Source organism: Massilia sp. CMS3.1 (assembly GCF_051262535.1).
Classification (GTDB): Bacteria; Pseudomonadota; Gammaproteobacteria; order Burkholderiales; family Burkholderiaceae_D; genus Telluria.
The window spans coordinates 592,740-615,197 of record NZ_JBIMES010000001.1 but is presented as its reverse complement, the minus strand read 5'-3'; the positions used below and the strand labels follow the sequence as shown (position 1 = coordinate 615,197).

The 22,458-nt window shown below is 65.9% G+C and carries 25 protein-coding genes; 11 read left to right on the top strand and 14 right to left on the bottom strand.

Going from position 1 to position 22,458, the window contains the following annotated elements; genetic code table 11:
* Nucleotide 1 precedes the first annotated feature (1 nt).
* Entirely contained in the window at nt 2-1,285 is a 1,284-nt protein-coding gene (locus tag ACHAC9_RS02720) for a sigma-54 interaction domain-containing protein (RefSeq protein WP_435756880.1), read from the top strand.
* Nucleotides 1,286-1,295: 10 nt separating this feature from the next.
* Here the strand turns inward: ACHAC9_RS02720 and ACHAC9_RS02715 are convergent, their stop codons facing one another.
* The 11 genes from ACHAC9_RS02715 to ACHAC9_RS02665 all read right to left on the bottom strand — a co-directional run bounded on the left by ACHAC9_RS02715 (nt 1,296) and on the right by ACHAC9_RS02665 (nt 5,878).
* Nucleotides 1,296-2,054, bottom strand: a complete 759-nt coding sequence (locus ACHAC9_RS02715) for a PP2C family protein-serine/threonine phosphatase (protein WP_435756878.1) — start codon at nt 2,052-2,054, stop codon at nt 1,296-1,298.
* A gap of 31 nt (nt 2,055-2,085) precedes the next feature.
* A complete protein-coding gene (locus ACHAC9_RS02710; protein ID WP_435756877.1) occupies nt 2,086-2,370 on the bottom strand; it encodes a hypothetical protein in 285 nt (94 codons plus the stop codon).
* Nucleotides 2,371-2,460: 90 nt separating this feature from the next.
* The gene (locus ACHAC9_RS02705; RefSeq protein WP_435756876.1) at nt 2,461-2,739 is read right to left on the bottom strand and encodes a hypothetical protein; all 279 of its coding nucleotides are present in this window, start codon (nt 2,737-2,739) and stop codon (nt 2,461-2,463) included.
* A 48-nt stretch (nt 2,740-2,787) separates the two neighbouring features.
* A complete protein-coding gene (locus tag ACHAC9_RS02700) occupies nt 2,788-3,039 on the bottom strand; it encodes a hypothetical protein (protein WP_435756875.1) in 252 nt (83 codons plus the stop codon).
* Between the two features lie 65 nt (nt 3,040-3,104).
* Entirely contained in the window at nt 3,105-3,380 is a 276-nt protein-coding gene (locus ACHAC9_RS02695) for a hypothetical protein (RefSeq protein WP_435756872.1), read from the bottom strand.
* Between the two features lie 56 nt (nt 3,381-3,436).
* Nucleotides 3,437-3,718 (bottom strand): hypothetical protein, encoded by a 282-nt coding sequence (locus tag ACHAC9_RS02690; RefSeq protein ID WP_435756871.1) that lies wholly within the window; start codon nt 3,716-3,718, stop codon nt 3,437-3,439.
* Between the two features lie 542 nt (nt 3,719-4,260).
* A complete protein-coding gene (locus ACHAC9_RS02685; protein WP_435756870.1) occupies nt 4,261-4,446 on the bottom strand; it encodes a hypothetical protein in 186 nt (61 codons plus the stop codon).
* A gap of 269 nt (nt 4,447-4,715) precedes the next feature.
* Nucleotides 4,716-4,913 carry a hypothetical protein gene (locus tag ACHAC9_RS02680; RefSeq protein WP_435756868.1) on the bottom strand — a complete coding sequence of 66 codons (198 nt, stop codon included), beginning with the start codon at nt 4,911-4,913 and terminating at the stop codon, nt 4,716-4,718.
* A 79-nt stretch (nt 4,914-4,992) separates the two neighbouring features.
* Nucleotides 4,993-5,256, bottom strand: a complete 264-nt coding sequence (locus ACHAC9_RS02675) for a hypothetical protein (protein WP_435756867.1) — start codon at nt 5,254-5,256, stop codon at nt 4,993-4,995.
* 17 nt (nt 5,257-5,273) lie between these two features.
* The gene (locus ACHAC9_RS02670; RefSeq protein ID WP_435756865.1) at nt 5,274-5,549 is read right to left on the bottom strand and encodes a hypothetical protein; all 276 of its coding nucleotides are present in this window, start codon (nt 5,547-5,549) and stop codon (nt 5,274-5,276) included.
* A 38-nt stretch (nt 5,550-5,587) separates the two neighbouring features.
* Nucleotides 5,588-5,878 carry a hypothetical protein gene (locus ACHAC9_RS02665; RefSeq protein WP_435756864.1) on the bottom strand — a complete coding sequence of 97 codons (291 nt, stop codon included), beginning with the start codon at nt 5,876-5,878 and terminating at the stop codon, nt 5,588-5,590.
* Nucleotides 5,879-6,218: 340 nt separating this feature from the next.
* On the opposite strand from ACHAC9_RS02665, the gene ACHAC9_RS02660 reads away from it, so the two are divergent.
* Nucleotides 6,219-8,279, top strand: a complete 2,061-nt coding sequence (locus tag ACHAC9_RS02660) for a serine/threonine-protein kinase (RefSeq protein WP_435756862.1) — start codon at nt 6,219-6,221, stop codon at nt 8,277-8,279.
* 11 nt (nt 8,280-8,290) lie between these two features.
* Here ACHAC9_RS02660 and ACHAC9_RS02655 read toward each other — a convergent pair whose 3' ends face one another.
* A complete protein-coding gene (locus ACHAC9_RS02655; protein ID WP_435756861.1) occupies nt 8,291-9,310 on the bottom strand; it encodes a formylglycine-generating enzyme family protein in 1,020 nt (339 codons plus the stop codon).
* A 203-nt stretch (nt 9,311-9,513) separates the two neighbouring features.
* On the opposite strand from ACHAC9_RS02655, the gene ACHAC9_RS02650 reads away from it, so the two are divergent.
* From ACHAC9_RS02650 to ACHAC9_RS02610, 9 genes are all read left to right on the top strand, one after another.
* A complete protein-coding gene (locus ACHAC9_RS02650; protein WP_435756859.1) occupies nt 9,514-9,963 on the top strand; it encodes a DUF4399 domain-containing protein in 450 nt (149 codons plus the stop codon).
* A gap of 21 nt (nt 9,964-9,984) precedes the next feature.
* Complete coding sequence (locus tag ACHAC9_RS02645; protein ID WP_435756858.1) at nt 9,985-10,404, top strand: DUF4399 domain-containing protein; 420 nt, start codon at nt 9,985-9,987, stop codon at nt 10,402-10,404.
* A 6-nt stretch (nt 10,405-10,410) separates the two neighbouring features.
* Complete coding sequence (locus ACHAC9_RS02640) at nt 10,411-12,366, top strand: HD domain-containing phosphohydrolase (RefSeq protein WP_435756856.1); 1,956 nt, start codon at nt 10,411-10,413, stop codon at nt 12,364-12,366.
* Nucleotides 12,367-12,393: 27 nt separating this feature from the next.
* Nucleotides 12,394-13,812 carry an efflux transporter outer membrane subunit gene (locus tag ACHAC9_RS02635; protein WP_435756855.1) on the top strand — a complete coding sequence of 473 codons (1,419 nt, stop codon included), beginning with the start codon at nt 12,394-12,396 and terminating at the stop codon, nt 13,810-13,812.
* Between the two features lie 12 nt (nt 13,813-13,824).
* Nucleotides 13,825-15,384: an FHA domain-containing protein gene (locus ACHAC9_RS02630; protein ID WP_435756854.1), complete on the top strand. Its 1,560-nt coding sequence runs from the start codon at nt 13,825-13,827 to the stop codon at nt 15,382-15,384.
* Entirely contained in the window at nt 15,381-16,766 is a 1,386-nt protein-coding gene (locus ACHAC9_RS02625; RefSeq protein WP_435756853.1) for an HlyD family efflux transporter periplasmic adaptor subunit, read from the top strand. Before ACHAC9_RS02630 ends, ACHAC9_RS02625 begins: the two co-directional genes overlap by 4 nt.
* Before the next feature lie 197 nt (nt 16,767-16,963).
* Complete coding sequence (locus ACHAC9_RS02620) at nt 16,964-18,280, top strand: MFS transporter (RefSeq protein ID WP_435756852.1); 1,317 nt, start codon at nt 16,964-16,966, stop codon at nt 18,278-18,280.
* A 73-nt stretch (nt 18,281-18,353) separates the two neighbouring features.
* Nucleotides 18,354-19,487 carry an FMN-dependent L-lactate dehydrogenase LldD gene (gene lldD / locus ACHAC9_RS02615; RefSeq protein WP_435756851.1) on the top strand — a complete coding sequence of 378 codons (1,134 nt, stop codon included), beginning with the start codon at nt 18,354-18,356 and terminating at the stop codon, nt 19,485-19,487.
* A gap of 609 nt (nt 19,488-20,096) precedes the next feature.
* Nucleotides 20,097-21,026: a cupin-like domain-containing protein gene (locus ACHAC9_RS02610; RefSeq protein ID WP_435756849.1), complete on the top strand. Its 930-nt coding sequence runs from the start codon at nt 20,097-20,099 to the stop codon at nt 21,024-21,026.
* 10 nt (nt 21,027-21,036) lie between these two features.
* Here the strand turns inward: ACHAC9_RS02610 and ACHAC9_RS02605 are convergent, their stop codons facing one another.
* Nucleotides 21,037-21,732 carry a trimeric intracellular cation channel family protein gene (locus ACHAC9_RS02605; RefSeq protein WP_435756847.1) on the bottom strand — a complete coding sequence of 232 codons (696 nt, stop codon included), beginning with the start codon at nt 21,730-21,732 and terminating at the stop codon, nt 21,037-21,039.
* 150 nt (nt 21,733-21,882) lie between these two features.
* A complete protein-coding gene (locus tag ACHAC9_RS02600) occupies nt 21,883-22,446 on the bottom strand; it encodes a cohesin domain-containing protein (RefSeq protein WP_435756845.1) in 564 nt (187 codons plus the stop codon).
* Nucleotides 22,447-22,458 lie beyond the last annotated feature (12 nt).

Genomic DNA, 22,458 nt, shown 5'->3' with positions numbered 1-22,458 from the left:
GATGAAACTGTACAACCCCGGTGGCGAGCGCGGCTCGGCGATGTCGTACGCGGCATTGCTGGAAAAGATAGAGATCATGCGCTCGACCTTGCGCTGGGCGACCCGCATCGACCGGCCCGACATCGAGAAGCTGCTGCGCCAGGCAAATACCCTGCGCGACGAAGTCATGGGGCTGTCGCACAAGGAGCGCTTCGTCCAGGCGATCGACAGCGAACGGCGCGCCGATGCCCCAGCCGAGCCGGCGCCGGAGTTGCCGGCCGGCGAACGCCGCCAGGCGCTGCTCGCGCGCAGTTTCGTCTTCGAGGGCACCTTCGGCGACAACCCGAAGCTGCTCGACGCCCTGGAAATCGCCGAGAAGGCGGCGCCGACCGACCTGCCGGTGCTGGTCGATGGCGAGAGCGGCACCGGCAAGGAGCTGATGGCCAAGGTGATCCACGCCAACGGTTCGCGCGCCGACAAGCCGTATATCTCGGTCAACTGCGGCGCGATCCCCGAGAATCTGCTCGAATCGGAACTGTTCGGCCACAAGCGCGGCGCGTTCACGGGCGCGGCCAACGACCGCAAGGGCAAGTTCGAAAGCGCGCACAAGGGGACGATTTTTTTGGATGAGATCGGTGAGCTGCCCCTGCCGGGCCAGGTGAAACTGCTGCGCGTCCTCCAGTCGCACGAAATCCAGCGCGTCGGCTCCGACGAGACCATCTCGGTCGATGCACGCATCGTCGCCGCGACCAACAAGAACCTGCGCCGGCTGATCGAGCAGGGAACATTTCGCGAAGACCTGTTCTACCGCCTGAGCGTGATCCACGTGACGCTGCCGCCGCTGCGCGAACGGAAAGACGAGATACCGCTCTTGATCGCCTGGTACGGCGACGAGTCGAGCGAGGCGCTCAAGCGCCGCCCGGTGGCATTGACGCCGCGCCTGCGCGACTTCCTGCTGCGTTACGGGTATCCGGGCAACATCCGGGAGCTGCGCAACATCATGTACCGGATTTCCTGCCTGGCGGGCGAGACGGCCGACCTGTCGCATTTGCCGGAGGATATCCGGCCCGCGGTGCCGGGCGGTATCGTCGCGCCTGAAGCAACGGCGGCAGCTACCTCAATGGCCGAGGCGAAGCGGCTGGCGAGCGACGAGGCCGAACGCAGTTGCCTGGAGCGTGGCTTGCAGGAGGTCGGCGGCACGGTGGCGGAGCTGGCGCGGCGCTGGGACATGAACCGGTCGCACCTGCAGATCCTGCTCAAGAAGCATGGCCTGCATTCCAAGGATTTCCGTAACAAAGAGCATTGACGGCATCCCTTCACAGCGTCGGGTTCACGACCGTCTTATCGCCCGACAGATCGTCGACCCGCACCACGACCGCCGTGATGTTGTCGCGCCCGCCATTGGCCAGTGCCAGCGCCACCAGTTCCGCGGCCGCCATTGCGCAATCGCCACTTGCCAGCGTGGCCGCGATCGCCCCTTCCTCCACCGGCGTGCTGAGCCCGTCGCTGCAGAGGAGAAATATGTCGCCATCGCGCGCGCTCAGGCTCACCGCGTCGAAGGCGATGTTGTCGGCCGCGCCGATCGCGCGCGTGATCATGTTGGGGCTGGCCGTGGTGCTTGTCATGTCGGCGCCGCTCGCCCTCAAGGCCTCGAGCTGGCTGTGGTCGCGCGTGAGTTGCTGCAGGCGGCCCTGGCGCAGCAGGTAGATGCGGCTGTCGCCGGCCCACACGCAGGCGGCGTCAGGGCCGCAGGCGAGCAGGGCGACGACAGTACTGCCGATCACGGGGACCTGGCGCGCGCGCGCTTCCATGCGCAAGCTCGCGTTCACCTGCTGCAAGCGGCCGCGTGCGAGCTCGATGAAGTCCGTCAGCGTGTCGGGACCCGGCAGGCCGGCGAGCGCATCGACCACGGCGCCGCTGGCGAAGTCGCCGAACGCATGGCCCCCCATGCCGTCCGCCACCGCCCACAGGCCGCGCTGCGGCTGGGCGAGAAAAGCATCCTCGTTGCGGCTGCGCACCAGGCCAATGTCGGTGCGCGCGGCGGAAGTCCAATGCAAGCCACTGTCAACGCCCATCGCATCGTCCAGGTTGGTTTGCCCGTGCGCCTCAGCGCAGCAGCGCTTCGTTCACGCTGCTTTCGTCCACGATCACGTTGAGCGTGGAGCCGGCACCGGAATTGTTCACCGAGACCGTCTGGAACTGGTTGATCATTTGGTCGGCGAAATTATTAATCTGGTAGAAATTCATCACCGGATATTGGCTCGGCGATGGGGCGACGAAGGGACGGATCCAGCCGAATACCCAGGGCGCGCCCGCGCCGCGGATCTCCGACATCGCCTTGCGGTCGAGTGTCGCGCTGCTTGGCAAGTCGCTGATGGTAATGCTGGCCATGATGCATCTCCTTATGGAAATGGAGGATCCACGCTGGGAAGAGCGGGGCCGGTCTTCCCAGTGTAGATCAACTTCCGCCATCTTTGCAGGTCAGCGCCGAACGATCTTGTTCTCGCCGCGCTGGTCCACGTTGCTGTCGACGTGCACGCCGCTCAGGAAAGCCGAGCCGTTGGCGGTGGCGGTGACGACTTCCTGCATCTGCGCCAGGTTCTGCGTGGCCGTAATCGACGAGTCGAAGGTGCCGGCAAATTTAACGTCGCCAAAAGCGTAGGCGGGTGCGCCCATTTTCCAACCGCCACGCACGGCGGCCATGGTTGGACGGTCAAGCTGTTCGGTGCGGGCCAGGTCGGTGATGGTCAAGGTGTGCATGGTAATTCTCCTGAAGTGATTCGATTGCATGGATGTTGAAAGCAGGGCTTAGAAGACGGCATTGTTCTGCGCCCACAGGGCGGCGGCGACATCGATGTCCGGGCCCTTGAAGTTGGCGCCGATCACGCCATTGTTGTTGAGGACGTGGATGCCGATCTGCTGGAACTGGGCGATCTGCTGGTTGACGTTGACATTGACGTTGACGTCACGGCCGAAGGCGTTGCCGCCTGATACAGCCGACATGGCCCGGTGGTCGAGTGCGGCGCTGTGCGCCAGGTCCTGGATGACGATGGATGACATGGGTTTTCTCCTTGATGTGGGAAGCGCGCTGCGCGGCAAGCGGGCTTGCCGCGCGACGGGAACGGTTAGCCGATGATCTTGTTCTGGCCGTTCTGGTGGACGTCGCTGTTCACATGCACGCCGTGGACAAACGCCGCGCCGTTGGCGGTGGCGGTGGTCACGCTCTGCTGCTGCAGCAGGTTCTGCATGGCCGTGATCGACGAGTCCCAGGACGGCGTGTAGCTCAGGTCGCCCGCTGTGAAGCCCGGCGTGGTCATGCTCCAGCCGCCGCGCACTGCGGCCATGCTGCGGCTGTCGAGTTCTTCGGTACGGGCCAGGTCGGTGATGGTCAGGGTTTTCATGGTGATGTTCCTTGAATGTGTGAATGATTGAATTGATTGAATCGTGTCTGGACAGATCAGGACCGGCGGACGATCTTGTTTTCGCCGTGCTGGTCGACGTTGCTGTCGACATGCACGCCGCTCAGGAAAGCCGAGCCATTGGCGGTGGCGGTCACCACTTCCTGCATCTGCGCCAGGTTCTGGGTTGCAGTGATCGACGAGTCGAAGGTCGGGGCGTAGTTCACGTCGCCGAGCGAGTAGCCGGGGCCACCCATTTTCCAGCCGCCGCGTACTTGCGCCATGGCGCCGCGGTCCAGTTCTTCGGTACGGGCCAGGTCGGTGATGATCAAGCTTTTCATGGTGGTTCTCCTGAAGTGGTAAGTGGGCTAAGTGAGGCATGTGCTGTGCGCTCAATGGACATATAGCGAAACGCGTGCCAGATGCTTCGCCAGATCGATTGGGTAAGGTAACCCTTTGAATTTACACGGTTTATATCGTTGAGCGGCGTTGGTGAAAGCAGCTTGTCAACACGCGACAACACGCAGGGTGACGGGCAGGAACCAACAGGTTTCGAAGCCTGTTCGGCATGGCACAACAGGTTCTGTGGCGAAGAAATGGGGGCGTGGCTGATGCACACGTAGGGGTCATTGGGGCCAATGGTCCCAATGACGGGATCACCGGGCACTTGTGCCCACGCGGTATGGCACAGTCGCGTCGTCCGGCACGTATATCGTGAGCTACCGAAGCGCCAAGACTTTGCCAAGGGACATGAAAGAAAGGGGAGGCGCCCGCAATGGGGCAGGAACAGAAGGGAAGAACGAGGAGGGGAAGTTTTGCTCAGAATACCGCTGTCATCACACATCGCAGGCGGCCGCGCATGCGCGCAGCCGCCCACCCGCACTCACGCACGCTGCGGTAGCATCGGTGCGCGCACCACGGCGGCCCGGGCCTCCGTCACGCTGTCGCGCGCGACCGCTGCCGACAGTCCGGCCTCGGCTTCCTTGACGTTGTCGAACGCAAACGTGCCCGCGCTGACGACGACGAGGGTGACGACGAAGATGGCTTCCATGTGCTTGTGGATGTTCATGCTATTCCCCTTGAGTGGCTGGTTTCGACAAGTGCGGAGCGTTTGTTTCGCCCACGACGTCAATACAGCACGAGGCGTGCCAGCCCAGGGAAATTGGTTTAGCCAAGGAAGAACGGGCGTTCGGGACGACAGCGCACGCGAAGCGTCGGGCCAGGGACAACAGCTTGACCAGGCGATGTCGGTTGTGGCCCAACACGCGTGCCTCGCGCGTGGTCGAAAAAAAACCGTCCAGCTGTTTTCTAGACCGTTCGGCATGAAGCACACGCTGTTCAACGCGGCGGCGGCCGTGCTGCAGCCTGCGCAATCGCCCTGCGCGGGCTGAGGTCGAACAAGCGCATTCGCTGCGCGCGGGCGGCGTTGACAGTGACGGCGCCCGTACGCAAGCGCGACCCGCCCGCAATCGCCAGCATCGCCTGGCGATCGAGTTCAGTACTTTCAGGTAAATCTTTAATCACAATGGTAGCCATGAAGCCTCCTGGGAACAGGCAGCGTTAACGGAGCCCATCCCGCCACCGGGATGGAGGGACAAACTGCGGCGCGATGCGGTCAGAGTAGCACCTTGTTCTCCGCCCACAGCGCGGCGGCGACATCGATGTCCGGACCTGTGAAGCCGGCGCCGATCACGCCATTGTTGTTGAGGACCTCGATGCCGATCTGCTGGAACTGGCCGATCTGCTGGTTCACGTTGACGTTCACGTTGAAGCCGTTCCCGAAAGCGCCGCCGAAACCGCTCCCGCCGCGTAGCGCCGACATTGCGTGCGTGTCGAGCTCGCAGGAATGCGCCAGGTCGTGGATTGCAATGGATGACATGATGGAGTTCCCCTGGCTTAGCCGATGATGTTGTTCTGGCCGTCCTGGTGGACGTCGCTGTTCACATGCACGCCGTGGACAAACGCCGCGCCGTTGGCGGTGGCCGTGGTCACGCTCTGCTGCTGCAGCAGGTTCTGCGTGGCCGTCATCGACGAGTCCCAGGACGGCGCGTAGCTCAGGTCGCCGACTTTGTAGCCAGGCGTATACATGCTCCAGCCGCCACGGACAAGCCCCATGGCGTGGCTGTCGAGTTCTTCGGTACGGGCCAGGTCCTTGATGGTCAGGGTTTTCATGGTGATGCTCCTCGAGTGTGTGGATGATTCAATCGTGTTCAGGCTGCTGGGGAGTGGCGCACGATCTTGTTTTCGCCGTGCTGGTCGACCTTGCTGTCGACGTGCACGCCGCTGAGGAAGGCCGAGCCGTTCGCGGTTGCGCTCAAGACTTCCTGCATCTGCACCAGGTTCTGGGTGGCTGTGATCGACGAGTCGAATGTCGGGGCGTAGTTCACGTCGCCGTAAGCGTAGCCGGGCGATCCCATCTTGAAGCCGCCGCGCACAAACGCCATGGCGCTGCGGTCCAGTTCTTCGGTGCGGGCCAGGTCGTTGATGGTCAAAGTTTTCATGGTGATTCTCCTGAAGTGGTAAGTGGTTTAAATGAGGCATGTGGTTTGCGCTCAATGGACATATAGCGAAAGGCGTGCCAGGTGCGCCCGAACCTGCGCAGGCGGCAGGCAAGTCATTGAAAACAAACGGTTTATCCCGTTTTATTCAGAAGCCAGCGGGTGAGCTCGAAGAATGCGCGAGGGCTTGCGAAGAACGGCCGCTCCAAACAGGTTCAGGCAAGGTGTTGGGTGCGGCCCGACATGGTGTGTGCCGGGCGGGATTGAGCTGCCGCAAACGCTTGATCATCGTCCGCTTCATGCTAGTCTCACACCAGCAGCCCGACATGCAGACCACCACATCATGGACAGTTTCGCGCACGCGTTACACCAGTTGCAAAGCGGCGCCTTGCAGCATCCCGCATTCCTGGCGCAGCTTGACCGGGTGCTGGAAAGCGCGCCCGAGAGCCCCGGTCGCCTGCTCGAGCTGCTGAGCGAAGAGCATGCGCGCCGCCCACTGCCGGGCGAGCTCTACCAGGAAGTGCAGCTGCGCATCGGACGCCTGATCGCAGCGCGCCAGCGCCTGGGTGGCGACGACACGTTTGTCCAGACCAGGCCCGGCGCACACACGGTGCCGAATGCGCCGCCGTCGCTGCCACCGCGGCTCGGCGACGCACCGCCAGGCGCCGAGCCGGAGCGCATGAAAGGCGTGGGCGAAACCCTGAACGGCCGTTTCGTGCTGGAAGAATGCATCGGCTTCGGCGGCATGGGCACCGTGTACAAGGCGCTCGACCTGCGCAAACTCGAGGCCTCCGACCGCAATCCGTATATCGCCATCAAGGTGCTGAACGTCCAGTTTCGCGGCCACCCGAAGTCGCTCATTGCCCTGCAACGCGAAGCGAGGAAGGCGCAAGCCCTGGCCCATCCGAACATCGTCTCGGTCTACGATTTCGACCGCGACGGGCCGATGGTGTATCTCACCATGGAATACCTGCAGGGCAAACCGCTGAGCCAGGTGCTGCGCGCGCCGGGTTTTGGCGGCATGCCCTACGCGCAGGTGCTGCCGATTGTCGGCGGCATGGGCAATGCGCTGGCCTATGCGCACGGACGCGGTTTTGTGCATTGCGATTTCAAACCCGGCAACGTGATCGTGACCGACGCGGGCCTTGTGAAGGTCATCGATTTCGGGATCGCGCGCGTGTTCCAGAAGACCGGGGAAGATGTCGACGTCACCGTGTTCGACCCAGGCAGTCTGGGCGCACTGACGCCGGCCTATGCCAGTCCCGAAATGCTCGAGCAACGCGAACCCGATCCGCGCGACGACATCTACGCGCTGGCCTGTATCACCTACGAACTGCTCACCGGGCACCACCCGTTCAACCGCCTGTCGTCGGCGCAGGCACGCGGCACCGGCATGAAGCCGCAGCGTCCGGCCAAGCTCGGGCGGCCGCAATGGCAGGCCTTGAAATGCGCGCTGGCATTGGAACGCGAAGACCGCACGCCTGCGGTCACAAAATTTCTCGCCGACTTCGGTGCGGGCGCGCCGACGTCCCGCTCCAGCCAGTTGGCAGCATGGAGTGCGGGGATTGTCGCGCTTGGGGCGCTGACGCTCGGCGGCCGCCACTTTCTCACGCGCGAACCTGGCGTCCAGGACAGCGCGCCGCCTCAGGCCGCCGCGCAAGCGCCTGCCGAACCGGCCGCAGCCGAACCGGTGCCGCCGCCTGCGCCGCCGCCCGTCGCACCGCCCGCATCGGCCGCCGTTGCGGCTGCCCTGGCAAGGATTCCGTGCGCGGCGCTCGTTGCCGGCGTCAATGCCAATACGGTACGCGTGCAGGGCTTTGTCTCGACAGCGCTTGGCCAGGCCGGCATCAGGGAGCCGCTGCTGGCAATGCCCGGCGTAGCGACAGTGGAGCTCGATGTGCGGGAAGTCGACCCTGCCATGTGTCCGGTGGTCTCGACCTTCGCGCCCTACTGGGTCGCGCACCGCCAGGCCGGCGGGGGCGCAGCGCTGCGCCTGGCCGGCACGGCAAGCCCGGCCTTGAAGGAGGGCGATTCACTGGTGGTCGACGTGAGGACCCCGGGCGCCGCATCCTTCATGACGGTCGACGCCTATTCGCCCGACGCCAGCGTGATCCATCTGCTGCCGAACGCGCTTGCGCTGAATAACCGCGCGCCTCCAGGGCATCGCGCGACCGTCGGCAGGCCGGGCGATTGGGTGGTCGGGAAGTTGCCGCGGGCGGGCATGGTCGTCGTGCTGGTCACCACGCCCGCGCCGCTGTTCGGGACGCTGCGCCGCGAGTCCGAGCCGAGCGATCAATACCTGGCGAGCGTCGCCGCAAGTCTGGCGCAGATGCGCGCGCGCAGCAGCGCCGGCGCCATTGGGGTCGAGTTCCTGCCGGTTGCGACGCGTCCGCGCGGGCGCTAGGGGCACGCCGGTCACTTCAGGCTGCGCGCGACCCGGAAGCCGTTCTGCGATTGGCGCACGCCGGTGTCGTACCTGAAGCGCGTGGAGGTGACCATGTAGGCAGCCCCTTCGCGCCACGATCCGCCGCGGATCACCCGCACCCTGCAGTTAGGCTCGTCCCACGCCCGGCCGTCGGGCGGCGCATCCTTGAAGTTGTTGTGCCAGCAATCGGCGACCCATTCCCACACGCTGCCGCTGGTGTCGTGCACTCCATAGGGGTTCGGCGGGAAGCTTCCCGCATTGGCCGGCCTGTCGCTGCTCCAGGGTTGGCCGCACTCCTTGCAGTTGGCTTTTCCCGATGCCATTTGCTGGCCCCACCAATAGGGGCTTGCCGTGCCGCCCCTGGCGGCAAATTCCCATTCAGCCTCGGTCGGCAGGCGATAGGGCTGACCGCTGATCAGGCCGAGCCATTTCACATACTGCTGCGCATCGTCCCAGCTGACGTCACGCATCGGCGCACTCGGACTGGTGTTGGGCGCTTGCGCCACCTTCTGGCAGCCGTTGGCGGTTGCGCAGGCATTCCACTGCTGCACGGTGATCTCGAATTTTCCGATCGCAAACGGGGTGTCGATGGTGACCTGGTGCGCCGGCCGCTCGCTGGGGTCGCTGGCGTTGTTCCCCATGGTGAATGTTCCCGCGGGAAGGGCAACCAGGGCGGGGCAGGACTGGCAATCCCTGATCTCGCCGCCATGTCGCGCCGTGGACGCCGCAACGCGCGGCGCCGGCGCGGCCGGCTTGACGGGCGCGGTTTTCTGCCTGACAGGAGGAGGTGATCCCTGCGCCGCCGTGCCCTGCGCGGCAGGCGTGCCCTGCGCGGGCGGCGTGCGCAACCGCGCCATCCTGGCTTGCGCCAATGCCGCGAAGCGTCCCTTCGGATACGCCTTCAGGTAAGCCTCGTAATCGCTGGCGTGGATGCTGTCCTTGATTGAATTCCAGAACGCCAGCTCGAACTGTTCGGGACTGGCGCGCGGAACAATGCCGGGCGCTTGCATGTCGGGCGCGCGCGCTTGCGCATTACCGCAACACGCGAGTGCGAGCCCTGCCAGTATTAAGCTATCAAAGAGTTTCTGCGACATACGCGGCCCCTCTTTCGTGCTGCCTTCGACAGGATTTGACTTGCGATCTGAGTGAGAGTGTGCCAGATTTAGATGGTTCGATGCGCACATCCATACGACCTCGGCTGGAGTTTTCGATCATGCGCCACACCGCTGTTCTTTCCGTGCTACTGGTGGCAGTCCTGCATGCCGGTGCAGCCACTGGTGTCGCTGCGGCCGGGCCTGCCGCCGCGCCCGCGCCGAGTCCCGGCAGTCCCCAGGTCTATTTCATCTGGCCCTACGACGGCACCGTCATCACGGGCGGCAAGTTCTGGGTGCGGATGGGACTGCGCAACATGGGCGTCGCACCGAAAGGCACCGCGATGGCGAATACCGGCCACCATCACATCCTGATCAACACCCCCTTGCCGTCGATGACGGAACCGATCCCCAACGACCGTAACCACCTGCATTTCGGCGCGGGCGAGACCGAGGCCCGCATCGAACTGCCGCCCGGCAGCCACACCCTGCAATTGCTGCTGGGGGACTTGAACCACGTGCCGCACAAGCCGCCCGTGGTGTCGAAAAAGATCACCGTCACGGTCCGCTAGGCGACGAAAAATGGAGGCACCATGCGCACACTTTTTGCCGCCCTTGCCCTGACGGCGCTACTGACAAGCGGGACGACCGGCGCCACGAATGCGCCAGCCAATGCCTACTGCTACATCGGCTGGCCGCTCGATGGCCAGGTCATGGCGGCGGGTAAACCGTTTCGGGTCTGGTTCGGGCTGCGCCACATGGGCGTGGCGCCGAAAGACGTGGCGTTTGAAAACACGGGCCACCACCACCTGCTGATCGACACCGAGCTGCCGCCGGCGGGGCAGCCAATTCCGTCGGATCGCAACCACCTGCACTACGGCGCCGGCGAGACCGAGACGATGATCGAGCTCGCGCCCGGCAAGCACACGCTGCAGCTGTTGATGGGGGACGCAAACCACGTCCCGCATGTGCCGCCGGTCATCTCCAAAAAAATCACGATCACCGTCCGGTAGACGCCCATGGAACCGAACCCAGCATTCCCGGACGCAGCATCCGGCGCCAGCGATCCGGTCCGGGCCTATGTCGAATGGCTGGGGGCGCAAACGCCGGGGCCGGCGGTGTTTCCGCTGCACGACGAGGCCGTGCTGGGGCGCGACCGCCAGGATGCCCTCGCCTCCGATAAATACATCTGCATTCCCGAACAAACCATCAGCCGCCGCCATGCCCGAATACGGCGCCGCGGCGCCAGTTATTTCGTCGAAGACCTGCACTCGCGCAATGGCACCTTTGTCTGCGGCGAACGCCTTGCAGCCGGCGCCTGGCACCTGCTGCGCGACGGCGACGAGCTGGCGCTGGCGTCGGCGCAGCTGGTCTTCCATTCGCTGATGCTGGCTTCGAGCCCGAACGCGGCGACCGTCATCACACGCTCGGTCGACGCCACCCGCTTCGCGCCCGTGGTCGACGCCGCCAATGCCGCGCGCACCGACCTGGAAAAAACCGTGCACCGGTTGCATGCGATGGCCCAGGTCAGCATCGCGCTGGGCGCGGTTACCGACCAGGCTACCCTGATCGAAAAGATCATGAACTTTATTTTCGATCTGTTCCCGCCTGCCGAGCGCGCCTTCATCATGCTGCGCACGGACGAAAACGAACTGCCGCGGCCGGTCGCCGCGCGGCGCCGCGGCGGAGGTGTGGAAGACCCGGCGCAGGTGCGGATCTCGCGCACCATCGTCGACCAGGTGCTGGTCAGGAAGCGCGCGATCCTTTCGGTCGACACGCTGGCCGACCGCCAGTATGCGGCGCATGAGTCGATCGTCGCCCAGGCGATCCTGTCCGTGATGTGCGTGCCGCTGATCCTGGGCGACGAGGTGCTCGGCCTGATCCAGGTGGACACCTCGTCCGATCCACATGCCTTCCAGGAAGCCGACCTTGAAATCCTCAGCGGCGTGTGCGCCGAGACCGCCGTCGCCCTGAAGAACTTCCAGCTGTATTCCGACATCAAGGGCCTGCTCGATGGTTTCGTGTGCGCCTCGGTGCAGGCGATCGAAGAGCGCGACCCGGTCACGGCGGGGCACTCGTTCCGGGTGGCCGACTATGCCGAAGGTCTTGCCATGGCCATCGAACGCGCCGACGACGCCTTGCTGCGCCGCTCCGCTTTTTCGCCGGCCCAGCTGCGCGAGATCCGCTATGCGGCGCTGCTGCACGACTTCGGCAAGGTCGGCGTGCGCGAGCACGTGCTGCGCAAGGAGAAAAAACTGCACCATGCCGACATGCGCCTGCTCGAACAGCGTTTCCGTTACGCCAGGGCGTGCCTCGAACGGCATGCGTGGCGCGCCCTGGCGCAGCAACACCTGGAGGGCGAGCTTGGCATGACGCTGTTTCGCCGCGAGTGCGAGCGCATCGAGGCGCAGCTGGAAGAGGAGGGAGCGCGGCTCGACGCCTTCTTCGCCACCATCGTGCGCGCCAACGAACCGTCGATCTCGCACTCGAGCGCGCCGCCCGAGCTTGAAGCGATTCGCAGCCACGCCTGCGCGGGCTGCGAGGATGCGGGCTTTCGCCTCCTCAGCGACGATGAATTTTCAGCGCTCTCCATCGGCAAGGGCTGCCTGACACCGGACGAACGGCGCCAGATCGAGGCCCACGTGGCCGACTCCTATTCGTTCCTGATCCTGATCCCGTGGACGCGCGAACTGGCCGGCGTGCCGGCGATCGCCCACGGCCACCACGAGAAGCTCGACGGATCGGGTTATCCGATGGGCCTGAAGGGCAGCGAGATCAGCCTGCAGACCAGGATCCTGACGATCAGCGACATTTTCGACGCGCTGACCGCGCGCGACCGGCCGTACAAGGAGGCGGTGCCGGTCGAGCGCGCGCTCGACCTGATCGCGGAGGAGTGCCGCGCAGGGCACCTGGACGCGCGGCTGTTCAAGGTCTTCGTCGATTCGAAGGGATGGGAGGCACGCGCCCACGCGTGATTGACGGGCTGGCCGACAGGGTTGCATATGAACGCGCACACGAGCTTACCTTGGAACGCGGTGCTGGCCGTCACGCTGGCAGGACTCTTGTCGGCCTGCGCTGATGTCAGCATGAAGCCCTACCAGACGCCCGTCGGTCCAGCCAAGACGGCGTGGTCGAGCCAGAAGGGCTTGCCGATTGCCCCGAGCGAGATGATCGCGCCGGATTGGTGGAAGCAGTTCCGCGACCCCTATCTCGATGGCCTGGTCGACCGGGCGCTCGATTCCAACTTCGACCTGAAGGTGCTGGCCGCGCGCATTCGCGTCGCCGGTGCCGGGATCGGCGAAGCGCGCGCCGGCGCCTTGCCGACCCTCGACGCCGGGGCGGGCGCGAGTTTCGAAAAAAGCACAGGGCAGAAGTTCACCAAGCAGTTCAACCTGGGCACCCAGGTCAATTGGGAGATCGACGTCTGGGGCCGCGTGGCCAAGGGTGTCGAGGCCCAGAGCGCCGAGTTCAGCGCTACCGAGGCCGACTGGCGCGCGGGCTACCTGTCGCTGGTGTCGGATGTCTCGACGACCTATTTCCAGATCCTGCAGTTCGACGAGCAGATCAGGCAGCAGCAACAGACGCTGGCAAAAAACAAGGCGATCCTGGCGACCTACGAGGCGATGATGGGGCAGGGCCTGTTGCCGCAAACGCGGGTGCTGCAGCAGGGCGCGGAGATCAACCGGCAGAGCCGCGACCTGATCGAGCTGGGGCGCCTGCGCGCCCTGGCCGGCAATGCGCTGGCGACCCTGCTCGGCACCCCGGCCGGGGAATTCACCGTGCCCACCGGTTCGCTGCAGGGACGGGTGCAGTTGCCCACGGTGCCGGAAGGCCTCCCCTCCCAGTTGCTCAAGCGCCGGCCCGACGTCGTGGCAGCCGAATACCGGGTGCTGGTGGCCTACGACCTGGTCGGGCAGGCGAAGCTGGCCCAGCTGCCCTCGATCAGCCTGACCGGGCGCGGCGGCAGCTCGAGTTTCGCGCTCGGTTCGCTGCTCAAATCGTTCACCTTTGGCCTGCTCCCCAGCATCAATTTCCCGATCTTCGATCCAGGCGTCAAGGCGCGCCTGAAGACCAGCGAAGCGCGCACCGGGGTGGCCGAGGGCGAGTACCGGCGCGTCGTGATGGCGGCGTTCGAGGAAGTCGAGAACGCGCTGGTCAACCTCGACGCGCACCGGCGCCAGCGGGTCGAACTCCAGCAGCAGGCCGAGCGGCTCGGCATCGTCGCGGCCCAGGTCGGCGCCCAGATGCAGGAAGGCGTGGTGTCGCAGCTGGAAGTGTTCGAGGCCGAGCGCACGCTGCTGGCGTCGCAACTGGCGCTGCTGGCCAACCACCAGCAGATCCTGTCCGATACCGTGCTGCTCTATAAAGCCCTCGGCGGCGGCTGGCCGGCAGTGGACGTGCGCAATGCGGCGCGGCCCTGAAAGGAGCAGCTCATGACGGCGCCCGACGCGATGCTGGCTGCCCCCCGCGCCGCGCCGGCAGGGCGCTTGATGATCGTGCTCGTGCCCGTCTCGCACCCCAACCTCGCGCCGATCCGGATTCACGAGACCCTGTTCGCGATCGGGCGCACCGAAGCGCCGTTCGACGCCTATCCGCCAGAGCTGGCCGCCGACCTGTCGCGCCGCCACGCGCGCATCTTTTGCGAACATGGCGCCGTCTACATTGCCGAGCTCGGCAGCAAGAACGGCAGCACCGTGAATGGCGTGCCCGTCCGGCAGGGAGTCACCACGCTGCGCGACGGCGACCTGCTCGGTCTCGGCAAGACGCTGATGTACCGCGTGCAGTTCGAGCCGGCTGCGCGCGAGCCGCCGCATGCGAGGCTGGCGCGCCTGACGCTCGCTCCCGAAGAGGGCATCACGCAGTTGCAGCCGATCGTCGTCACCGAGTTTCCCTTCATGGTCAGCAAGGCCGACGACACCTTCGCGCGCTACAAGGACAGCGACCCGGCGCAGGTGAATTACCTGTCGCGCCGCCACGCGCATATCTTCCTCAGCGGTGGTCAACTGCATGTCGAAGACCTGGGCAGCACCAACGGCACCTTCGTCAACGGCACTCGGCTGGACGAACACGCCGTCGCGCTGGCCGATGGCGACGTCCTCGCGTTCGGCGGGCGCCACTTCGTCTACAGGGTGGAGCTCGCGTGGGAAGCGGCGGCGCGCGACCCGACCCTCACGCGTATCGGCGCCGCGTTCAACACGATTGCGCCGGACGCCGACAGGACCACCTTTGTCGCCGCGGCGGACTCCTTCCTCGACATCTTCTGCGTCGACGCTGCGGGCCCTGGCGAGGATGCGCCGGATGCCGCCGCGCTGCCTGCGGGGGGAGCGCAGGACGACGGGGCGCAGCGGCAAGGGAGCCGCGCCGCGGTCATGCTGGCCGGGCTGCATGCGGCGCTCGGCGGCAAGGGGCGGCCCGACCTGCGGCGCCTGCGCAACTGGGCACTCGCGGCGCTGGCGCTCATCGTCGTGCTGGCGTGGGTGGGCCTGCGCATCGGCAGCGCCGAGCGCAAGGTCGAGGACCTGCTGGCGGCAAACGCGTACGCGCAGGCGGCGGCGCTGGCGAGCGCTGCGCTGGCGGACGACCCCGGCAACAGCCGGCTGGCCTCGCTCGGCACCGAGGCGCTGCTCAAGGCCAACCTGCCGGTCTGGATGGCGCAGCTCAAGGCGGGAGAGTATGCGCGTGCGGCGCGCCAGGTCGCCGCCATGCGGCCGCACGTGCGCAACAATCCGGAACTCGGGCCCTTGCTGGACGAGCTCGACTGGATCCTTGCGCTGGAAACCTTTGTGGCGACCCGGGGCGGCGCGCAGGCGCCGGTGCGCGACGCGGCTGACGGCGCCAGGGTGAATCAATTCCTCTCGCAATGGGAAGCACGCAACGAAGCCTACCAGCGCGCCTTCGAGACCATGTCGGCCCATGTGCCGGCTTACCGCGACGCCTATGCCGACGCGCTCAGCGATGTGCGCCGGCTGGCCCTGGCAAGGGGGCAGCCATGAAGCGCGACTGGATCAAGCCGCAGGCCTTGAGGCCGCTCGCCGAGGCGCTGGAGGACCATAGCGCGGAAGGGATCTCGATCCTCACCGCCAATCCGTGGCGCTTCACCCGGGCGCTGGTCCATTCGATGGTCGCGCTGGTCGTCGCAGCCCTGGTCTGGTCCTTCTTCGGCCACGCCGACGTGCTGGTGACGGCGGGCGGCATCCTGGCGCCGGCATCCGAAGTGCGGCGGCTGTACGCCCCGATCGATGGCGAACTGTCGACCATCTACATCGCCGCGGGGCAGCCGGTGCAGGCGGGCGACGTCGTGGCCCGGATCTATGCGCGCGGCGCCATCGAGGCGGCCAGGAATGCGCTCGAGGCCCGGTTGAAACTCGAGGACGCCGAGCGCGAGTGGAAAGCATTCCCAGAAAAGAAGGCGCTGATGGAACGCAACGCCGCCGCGCTGCGCGAAGCGACCGAGGTCGAAGAGCGCCAGCACCGGCGTCGCCTCGCCGAGGGCACCAGCCAGCTGGCGCAGGGCCAGAGTGCGCAGCAGCAGGAAGCGCGTACCAATGTCGAGGACGCCCGTCGCGCGCGCGACGCCGCCCGCGACGAGGCCGACAAGTATGCGCGCCTGTTTGCCTTGCCCGGCGGCGGTGGGGTGTCGCAACTCCAGGTCGAGAGCAAGCGCAACGCCTTGCAGGCGGCGGAGAACGCCATGCGGGTGGCCCAGGCGCGGGTCAATGAGCTGGCGGCGCGGCAAAGCCTTGAATCGACCCAGGCGCGCTCCGCACTGGAAACGAGCGGCCAGGACCTCGACAAGCTGCGGCTGCAATCGGAGTCTGCCAACCGCGAAGTGGCCAACGCCGAGGACAAGCTGCGGCTGCAGGTGCAGACCGCGCGCCTGGTGGCCGACGCGGCGGCGCGCATCCGTTTTGAAAACATCGACAAGGAAAACTTTCTGCGCATCGTCGCGCCGGTCGACGGCGTCATCACCGAGGTGACCTCGACCCAGCCCGGCGACAAGATCCAGGCCAATGCACCGCTGGGCGGCATCGCGCCAAAGAACGCGAAGCCGATCCTGAAGATCGAGATCGCCGAGCACGACCGGGGTTTCCTGCGCGAGGGGCAAGCCGTGCAGATGAAATTCAATGCGTTTCCGTACCAGCGCTACGGCCTCGTGCGCGGTACGCTGCAAACCATCTCGCCGGCCACCAGGCCGTCGCTGGCAGGCAAGCAGCCGGTGTACGAAGGGCGAGTCTCGCTCGACCGGGCCCAGTACAAGGTCGGCGAGACGAGCTATCCGCTGCGCTACGGGATGACGGCGGTGGCGGAGATCGTCGTGCGCGAGCGACGGCTGATCGATCTGGCGCTCGATCCGTTCCGCGATATCGGCGGCTAATCCCATTATTGTGGTGAAAAGCGCGACAAAAGCCCGCCTGCGGGCTTTTTTGTTGCACCTATGTATCCCACTGCACTGTTCGCAACAGCACTCTTGTGCACACTGGCGCTTGCTTTGCCAATGCACCCGCGTTCCGGTGAAGCCCCGCTGAATCGCGCGGTAAAACATTAGAAAAACTCAATTCAAGGAAAAACACGATGTCGACATTGCCGATCACGGTAGAGCAGGGCATTCAGACCGCGGGCGTCGGCAAGTTCCAGTACCGCCTCTTCATGATTTTTGGACTGGTCTGGATGGCCGACGCCATGCAGGTGCTCTCGATCGGCTTTTCCGCACCGTCGATTGCGAAGACCTTCGGCATCGGGGTGCCGCAGGCGCTCCAGACCGGGACCCTGTTCTTCGTCGGGATGCTGCTCGGCGCCTTCGCCTTCGGGCGCCTGGCCGACCGCATCGGGCGCCGGCCGGTGCTCATGGCGGCGGTCGTGCTCGACGCCTGCTTCGGCGTGGCCTCCGCCTTTGCCCCCGACTTCACCTGGCTGCTCGTGCTGCGCTTCATGACCGGTATCGGCGTGGGCGGCACGCTGCCGGTGGACTACACGATGATGGCCGAGTTTTTACCGAGCGACCGGCGCGGGCGCTGGCTGGTGCTGCTCGAATCCTTCTGGGCGGTCGGCACCATCCTGCTGGCGGTGCTGGCCCTGGTGGCGGTGAGCTGGGGGCCTGATGCCTGGCGCCTGATCTTTTTCGTGACCGGGCTGCCGGCCCTGGTCGGGGTCATGCTGCGCCTGTACATCCCCGAGTCGCCCATGTACCTCAATCGCAGCGGCAAGTCGGAGCAGGCGCGCGCCGTGCTGGCACGGGTCGCCGCCGTGAATGGCCGGAAGGTGACGATTCCGCCATTGCAGCCCGATGCGCCCGTGCAGCGCTCGCTCTCGGCATTATTCTCCGGCATCCTGCGCCGCCGCAGCATCGCGCTGTGCGTGGCCTGGGCGCTCATTTCAATCGCCTATTACGGCATTTTCGTCTACCTGCCGGTGAAACTCGCCGGCGAGGGATTCGGCTTCATGCGCGGCCAGGAGTTCCTGATTCTGCTGGCCGTGGTGCAGTTGCCGGGCTTCGCCTTGTCGGCGTACGGCGTCGAGCGTTGGGGGCGCAAACCGACCCTGATCGGCTTCCTGTTGCTCAGCGCCGTCGGCTGCATGTTCTACAGCTTCGGCAGTTCGACGGCGGTCGTTGTGGGATCGACACTCTTGATGAGCTTTGCGCTGCTCGGCACCTGGGGCGCGCTGTATGCCTTCACACCCGAGGTCTACCCGACCGAGCTGCGTGCCAGCGGGATGGGCATGGCCGGGGCAGTGGCGCGCTTCGGCGGCCTGTTCGCGCCGACGCTCATCGCGCCGGTGATGGCGACGCACTTCACGCTGTCGCTGGCCATGCTGGCGCTCTTGCTGGTCGTCGGCGCGCTGGCGATCGCCTGTGTCGACGTCGAGTCGCGCAATCGGGCGCTGGATTGAGCAGCGCTGCGGGTGTTGCCGGACGGGCACGTGTTACCCTAAGCTGAACAACCACCCGAACTGCCGACTCTCCATGATCATTTCGTCCGCAACCGACTTCCGCGAGGCCGCCAGGCGCAAGCTGCCGCCCTTCCTGTTCCACTATCTTGATGGCGGCGCCGGCGCCGAGCAGACGCTGCGCAGCAATGTCGAGGACCTGCAGGCAGTCAAGCTGCGCCAGCGGGTGCTGCGCGGCTCCGACAAGCTCGAACTGGACGTGGACTATTTCGGCGAGCAGTACGCGCTGCCGATCGCCCTGGCGCCGATCGGCCTGGCTGGCATGTATGCGCGGCGCGGCGAAGTGCAGGCCGTGCGCGCGGCCTGCAGTCGCTCGATTCCTTTCATCCAGTCGACGGTGTCGGTGTGTTCGCTGGCCGAAGTGGCGGCGCAGGCATCCAGGCCGATCTGGTTCCAGCTGTACGTGCTGAAGGACCGCGCATTCATGCGCGACGTGATGCGGCGCGCCTGGGAACTGGGCGCGCGGACCCTGGTCTTCACGGTCGACATGCCGGTGCCGGGCAACCGCTACCGCGATGCCCACAGCGGCATGAGCGGCGCCAACGGTCCGCTGCGGCGCGTGCTGCAGGCCATGCTGCATCCGCGCTGGGCCTGGGATGTCGGCGTGCACGGGCGTCCTCATGATCTCGGCAACATCACCGCCTACCGCGGTCACGCCACGGGCCTGACCGACTACATCGGCTGGCTCGGGGCGAATTTCGATCCCGACATCGCATGGCAAGACCTGCAATGGATCCGCGACGAGTGGCAGGGCAAGCTGGTGTTGAAGGGCATCCTCGACCCGATGGATGCGCGCGACGCGCTCGCTTTCGGCGCCGACGGCATCGTCGTCTCGAACCATGGCGGCCGCCAGCTCGACGGCACCCTGTCCTCGGCGCGGGTGCTGCCGGCGATCGCCGAGGCGGTCAAGGGCAAGCTGGCGATCTTCGCCGATGGCGGCGTGCGCACCGGGACCGACGTGTTCCGCATGCTCGCGCTCGGCGCCGACGGGGTCCTGCTGGGACGGGCCTTTGTGTACGCCCTGGCCACCGGCGGCCAGGCCGGGGTCGAACAGCTGCTCGCCATCATGGAGAAGGACCTGCGCACGAACATGGTGCTCACCGGCGTGAAATCGGTGCGTGAGATCGGGCCGCATTTGCTGGCGTCGTAAACCGGGTGGCTGGCGGGGCAGGGTGCCATGATGTTTGATGGCTTGGCCCGGGCGATTCCTGGTTTGCGCGGCCGCAAGGCCTGGCACTGACGACGTTCCGGATTGATTCGCGGACGCGGCCGTCGATGCTGACTTGACGGCTCAGGGGTTCCCGGGATCAGTAACGGGCGCTAGCCGCCGTGCCGTCAACGTCGAGCGCCGTTCAATCAAAAAATGTAACTAACCAACGTGTAATTCAAAATAGCCCCGATATTCAACCGCCAAGGACTTCGGTACTGATGTCAGAGAATTCCACCAACCAGGCAGTCGAACAAAAATTCGCGACCAAGGTGGGGGCGACTCAGCCGGGCTGGAGGTGTCGCCCGCTTCCATGCAGGCAGCACCAGGGCCTGCCATTTTCGATAGACCAGGCGACTTGGTTCATGAAAAAAATAGCGCGCGGGTGAGGGCTGCCGGCCAGTCGGGTAGAAACCACATGTAAGGTATTGTGCGCAGTTGCGGCAGACGGTAGCGCCATTGCACGCTTGGGGAATTTTCTGCGTATACGCTATCCTCCTGCCCGGTACAATCTGCTGGATCTAGAATGATGCAAGAGCTCTGTAAAAGCGAATGGTAGAGAAGAACGATCCAGCAGCGTCCATTGGAGAACCTGCAGGAGGGAGCGCTTTGGCGCGCTTGCCACCAAGGTTGCATGCGACGGCCGGCGCGGACGCCCTCGCGAAAAAGGCCGCCCGCGAGCGCCGCGATGCCGAGATGCGCGGCGTCACCTCGATCGATGCGATGCGCGCAGCGATCAAGGACGCCGCACGGCAGCTCCCGCTGATCACGCAGGTGCCGCGCGTCGGCAAGCTGGGCGCAGCGGCCTTCCTCGAACGCGCCGCCCGGGGGCTGCCATTCCTGGTTCCCGGTCTGGCCGCGCGCTGGCCGCTCGCAGAGCTCACGCCGGACACCCTGCGCGAGCGCTTCAGTGCAGTGCCTGTGCGTGCCCGCGTCGGCGATTACGTCAACACGGCGTTTGCGCCGGACCGGGCGATGCAGGACATGTCGATGCTGGAATATCTCGACCTGGCGGCAGGCGGCGCCGAAGGCCTGCCGCCGTATCTCGGCAACCTGGAATTGCGCGAACTGAACCGCTTCTGCCACTGGCCGGCCTTTTTTGCGAAGCCCGGCCCGCCGCGTTTCTGGCTCGGGCCGGCCGGCACGGTGACGCCGCTGCATGCGGACTACGACGACAACATCTTCGTGCAGGTCTGGGGTTCGAAGCGGATCTTCCTGGCGCCCCCACACCACGACGCATTCCTCTACCCGGTCGAGGCGAACGCGCTGCTGTTCGGCTCTCCGTTCGATCCGGAAGCGCCGGACTTCGCACGCTTCCCGCTGGCGCGCCAGGCGGCGCTATTGGAGATCGTCGTCGAACCGGGGGACCTGCTGTACGTGCCGGCCGGGTGGTACCACCAGGTGCGTTCGCTGACGTTTTCACTGTCGTCGAACCGGTGGTCGCGCACGCTGCCGCTGGCGCTGGGTGGCCGGCCGGCCTGATACGCAGGCCTCAGCGGTTATCGTCCCGCTCATCGGCTTCGCGCTGGCTACCCCCGTGTTCCGGCACGCGTGCGTGTGGCAGGTGCCAGTCATACCGGACCGCCACCATGCGCAGGCCGAAGCACAGCAGCGCGCCGGCAACCGCGGTGGCCGTGGTCGGCAGCTGCAGTGCGTCGCCCACCACCACCACCGAGGCGCCGGCCAGCGCCGCGACCGCATAGATGTCGGACCTGAAGACGGCCGGCACGTTCGAGAGCAGCACGTCGCGCGCGATGCCGCCGCCAATCCCGGTCAGCATGCCGAGCAGCGCCGCCATCACGGGCTCCAGGCCATACACCAGCGCCTTCTGGGCGCCGGCCACGCAAAACAGCGCCAGGCCGACGCTGTCGAAAAACAGGACCGGGGAGCGCAGGCGGTTGATGACCGGGTACCAGAAAAAGATCACGACCCCCGCCAGCAGCGAGACGGCGAGGTAGCGCCAGTCGCTGATCGCGGCCGGCGGGGTGGCGCCGATCAGGAGGTCGCGCACGATGCCGCCGGAATTGGCGGCGACAAACGACAGCACCAGCACGCCGAAGATGTCGAGGCGGCGCCGGGCGCCGGCGGTGGCGCCGCTGAGGGCGAAGACGAAGGTGCCGACCAGGTCGAGCGTGAGCACGAGGGTCTTCATGGCGGCGCCCATGTCGAGCGAGAGAACATCAAACACGATTCCTGCCTTTATGGGTGTAACCCGTCATGATATCGCGTCCATACCCGGGGACGTAAAAAAGCCCCTGAGATCAGGGGCTTCGTGCAGCATCGCGGGATGGCGCTCATTGCGCCGGCGCCGCCTGGTTGATGATATCCGCGGCTGGTCTCAGCCGCGCACCGCCTGCGAACGGCGGCGCAGCGCTGCGGCGCCGATCAGGCCAATCCCGAACAGCATGTAGCTGGCAGGCTCGGGCACGACGCCCACTTGCAGCGTGCCGGTATCGACGGCGATATCGGCCAGTGCGCTGTCGAGGAATACCAGGTCGGAGAACGACAGCGCCGCGCTGCCGTTGCCGATCGCCTCGAAACGGACCTGCGCCAGGCTGCCGCTGCCGGAGGCGCCAGGGATCGGGCCGATCAGCGAATTGAAAATGAACGAGATGGTGCCTGCCGTATTGTCGATGTCCCCGCCGTAGCTGTAGGTCGTGCCGGCGCTGCCGAGAAAAGCGCCCTCGGTGATATTGATGGCCCGCAGCAGGTTGGCGTTGTAGTTCACCGTGAACCCGTAGGCGTACAGGTCGGCGATGTCGGCAATGCGCACGTCGACGTCCACCGCCGAGCCGAGCGTGGCCGGATTCGGCGTGGCCTCGGCCGTCAGGATGGGCGCTGCCCAGGATTGGGAGGAGGCGGCCAGCAGGGCGGCGGCGAGGCAGGTTTTCCACTTGATCATTGATTCGTCCTT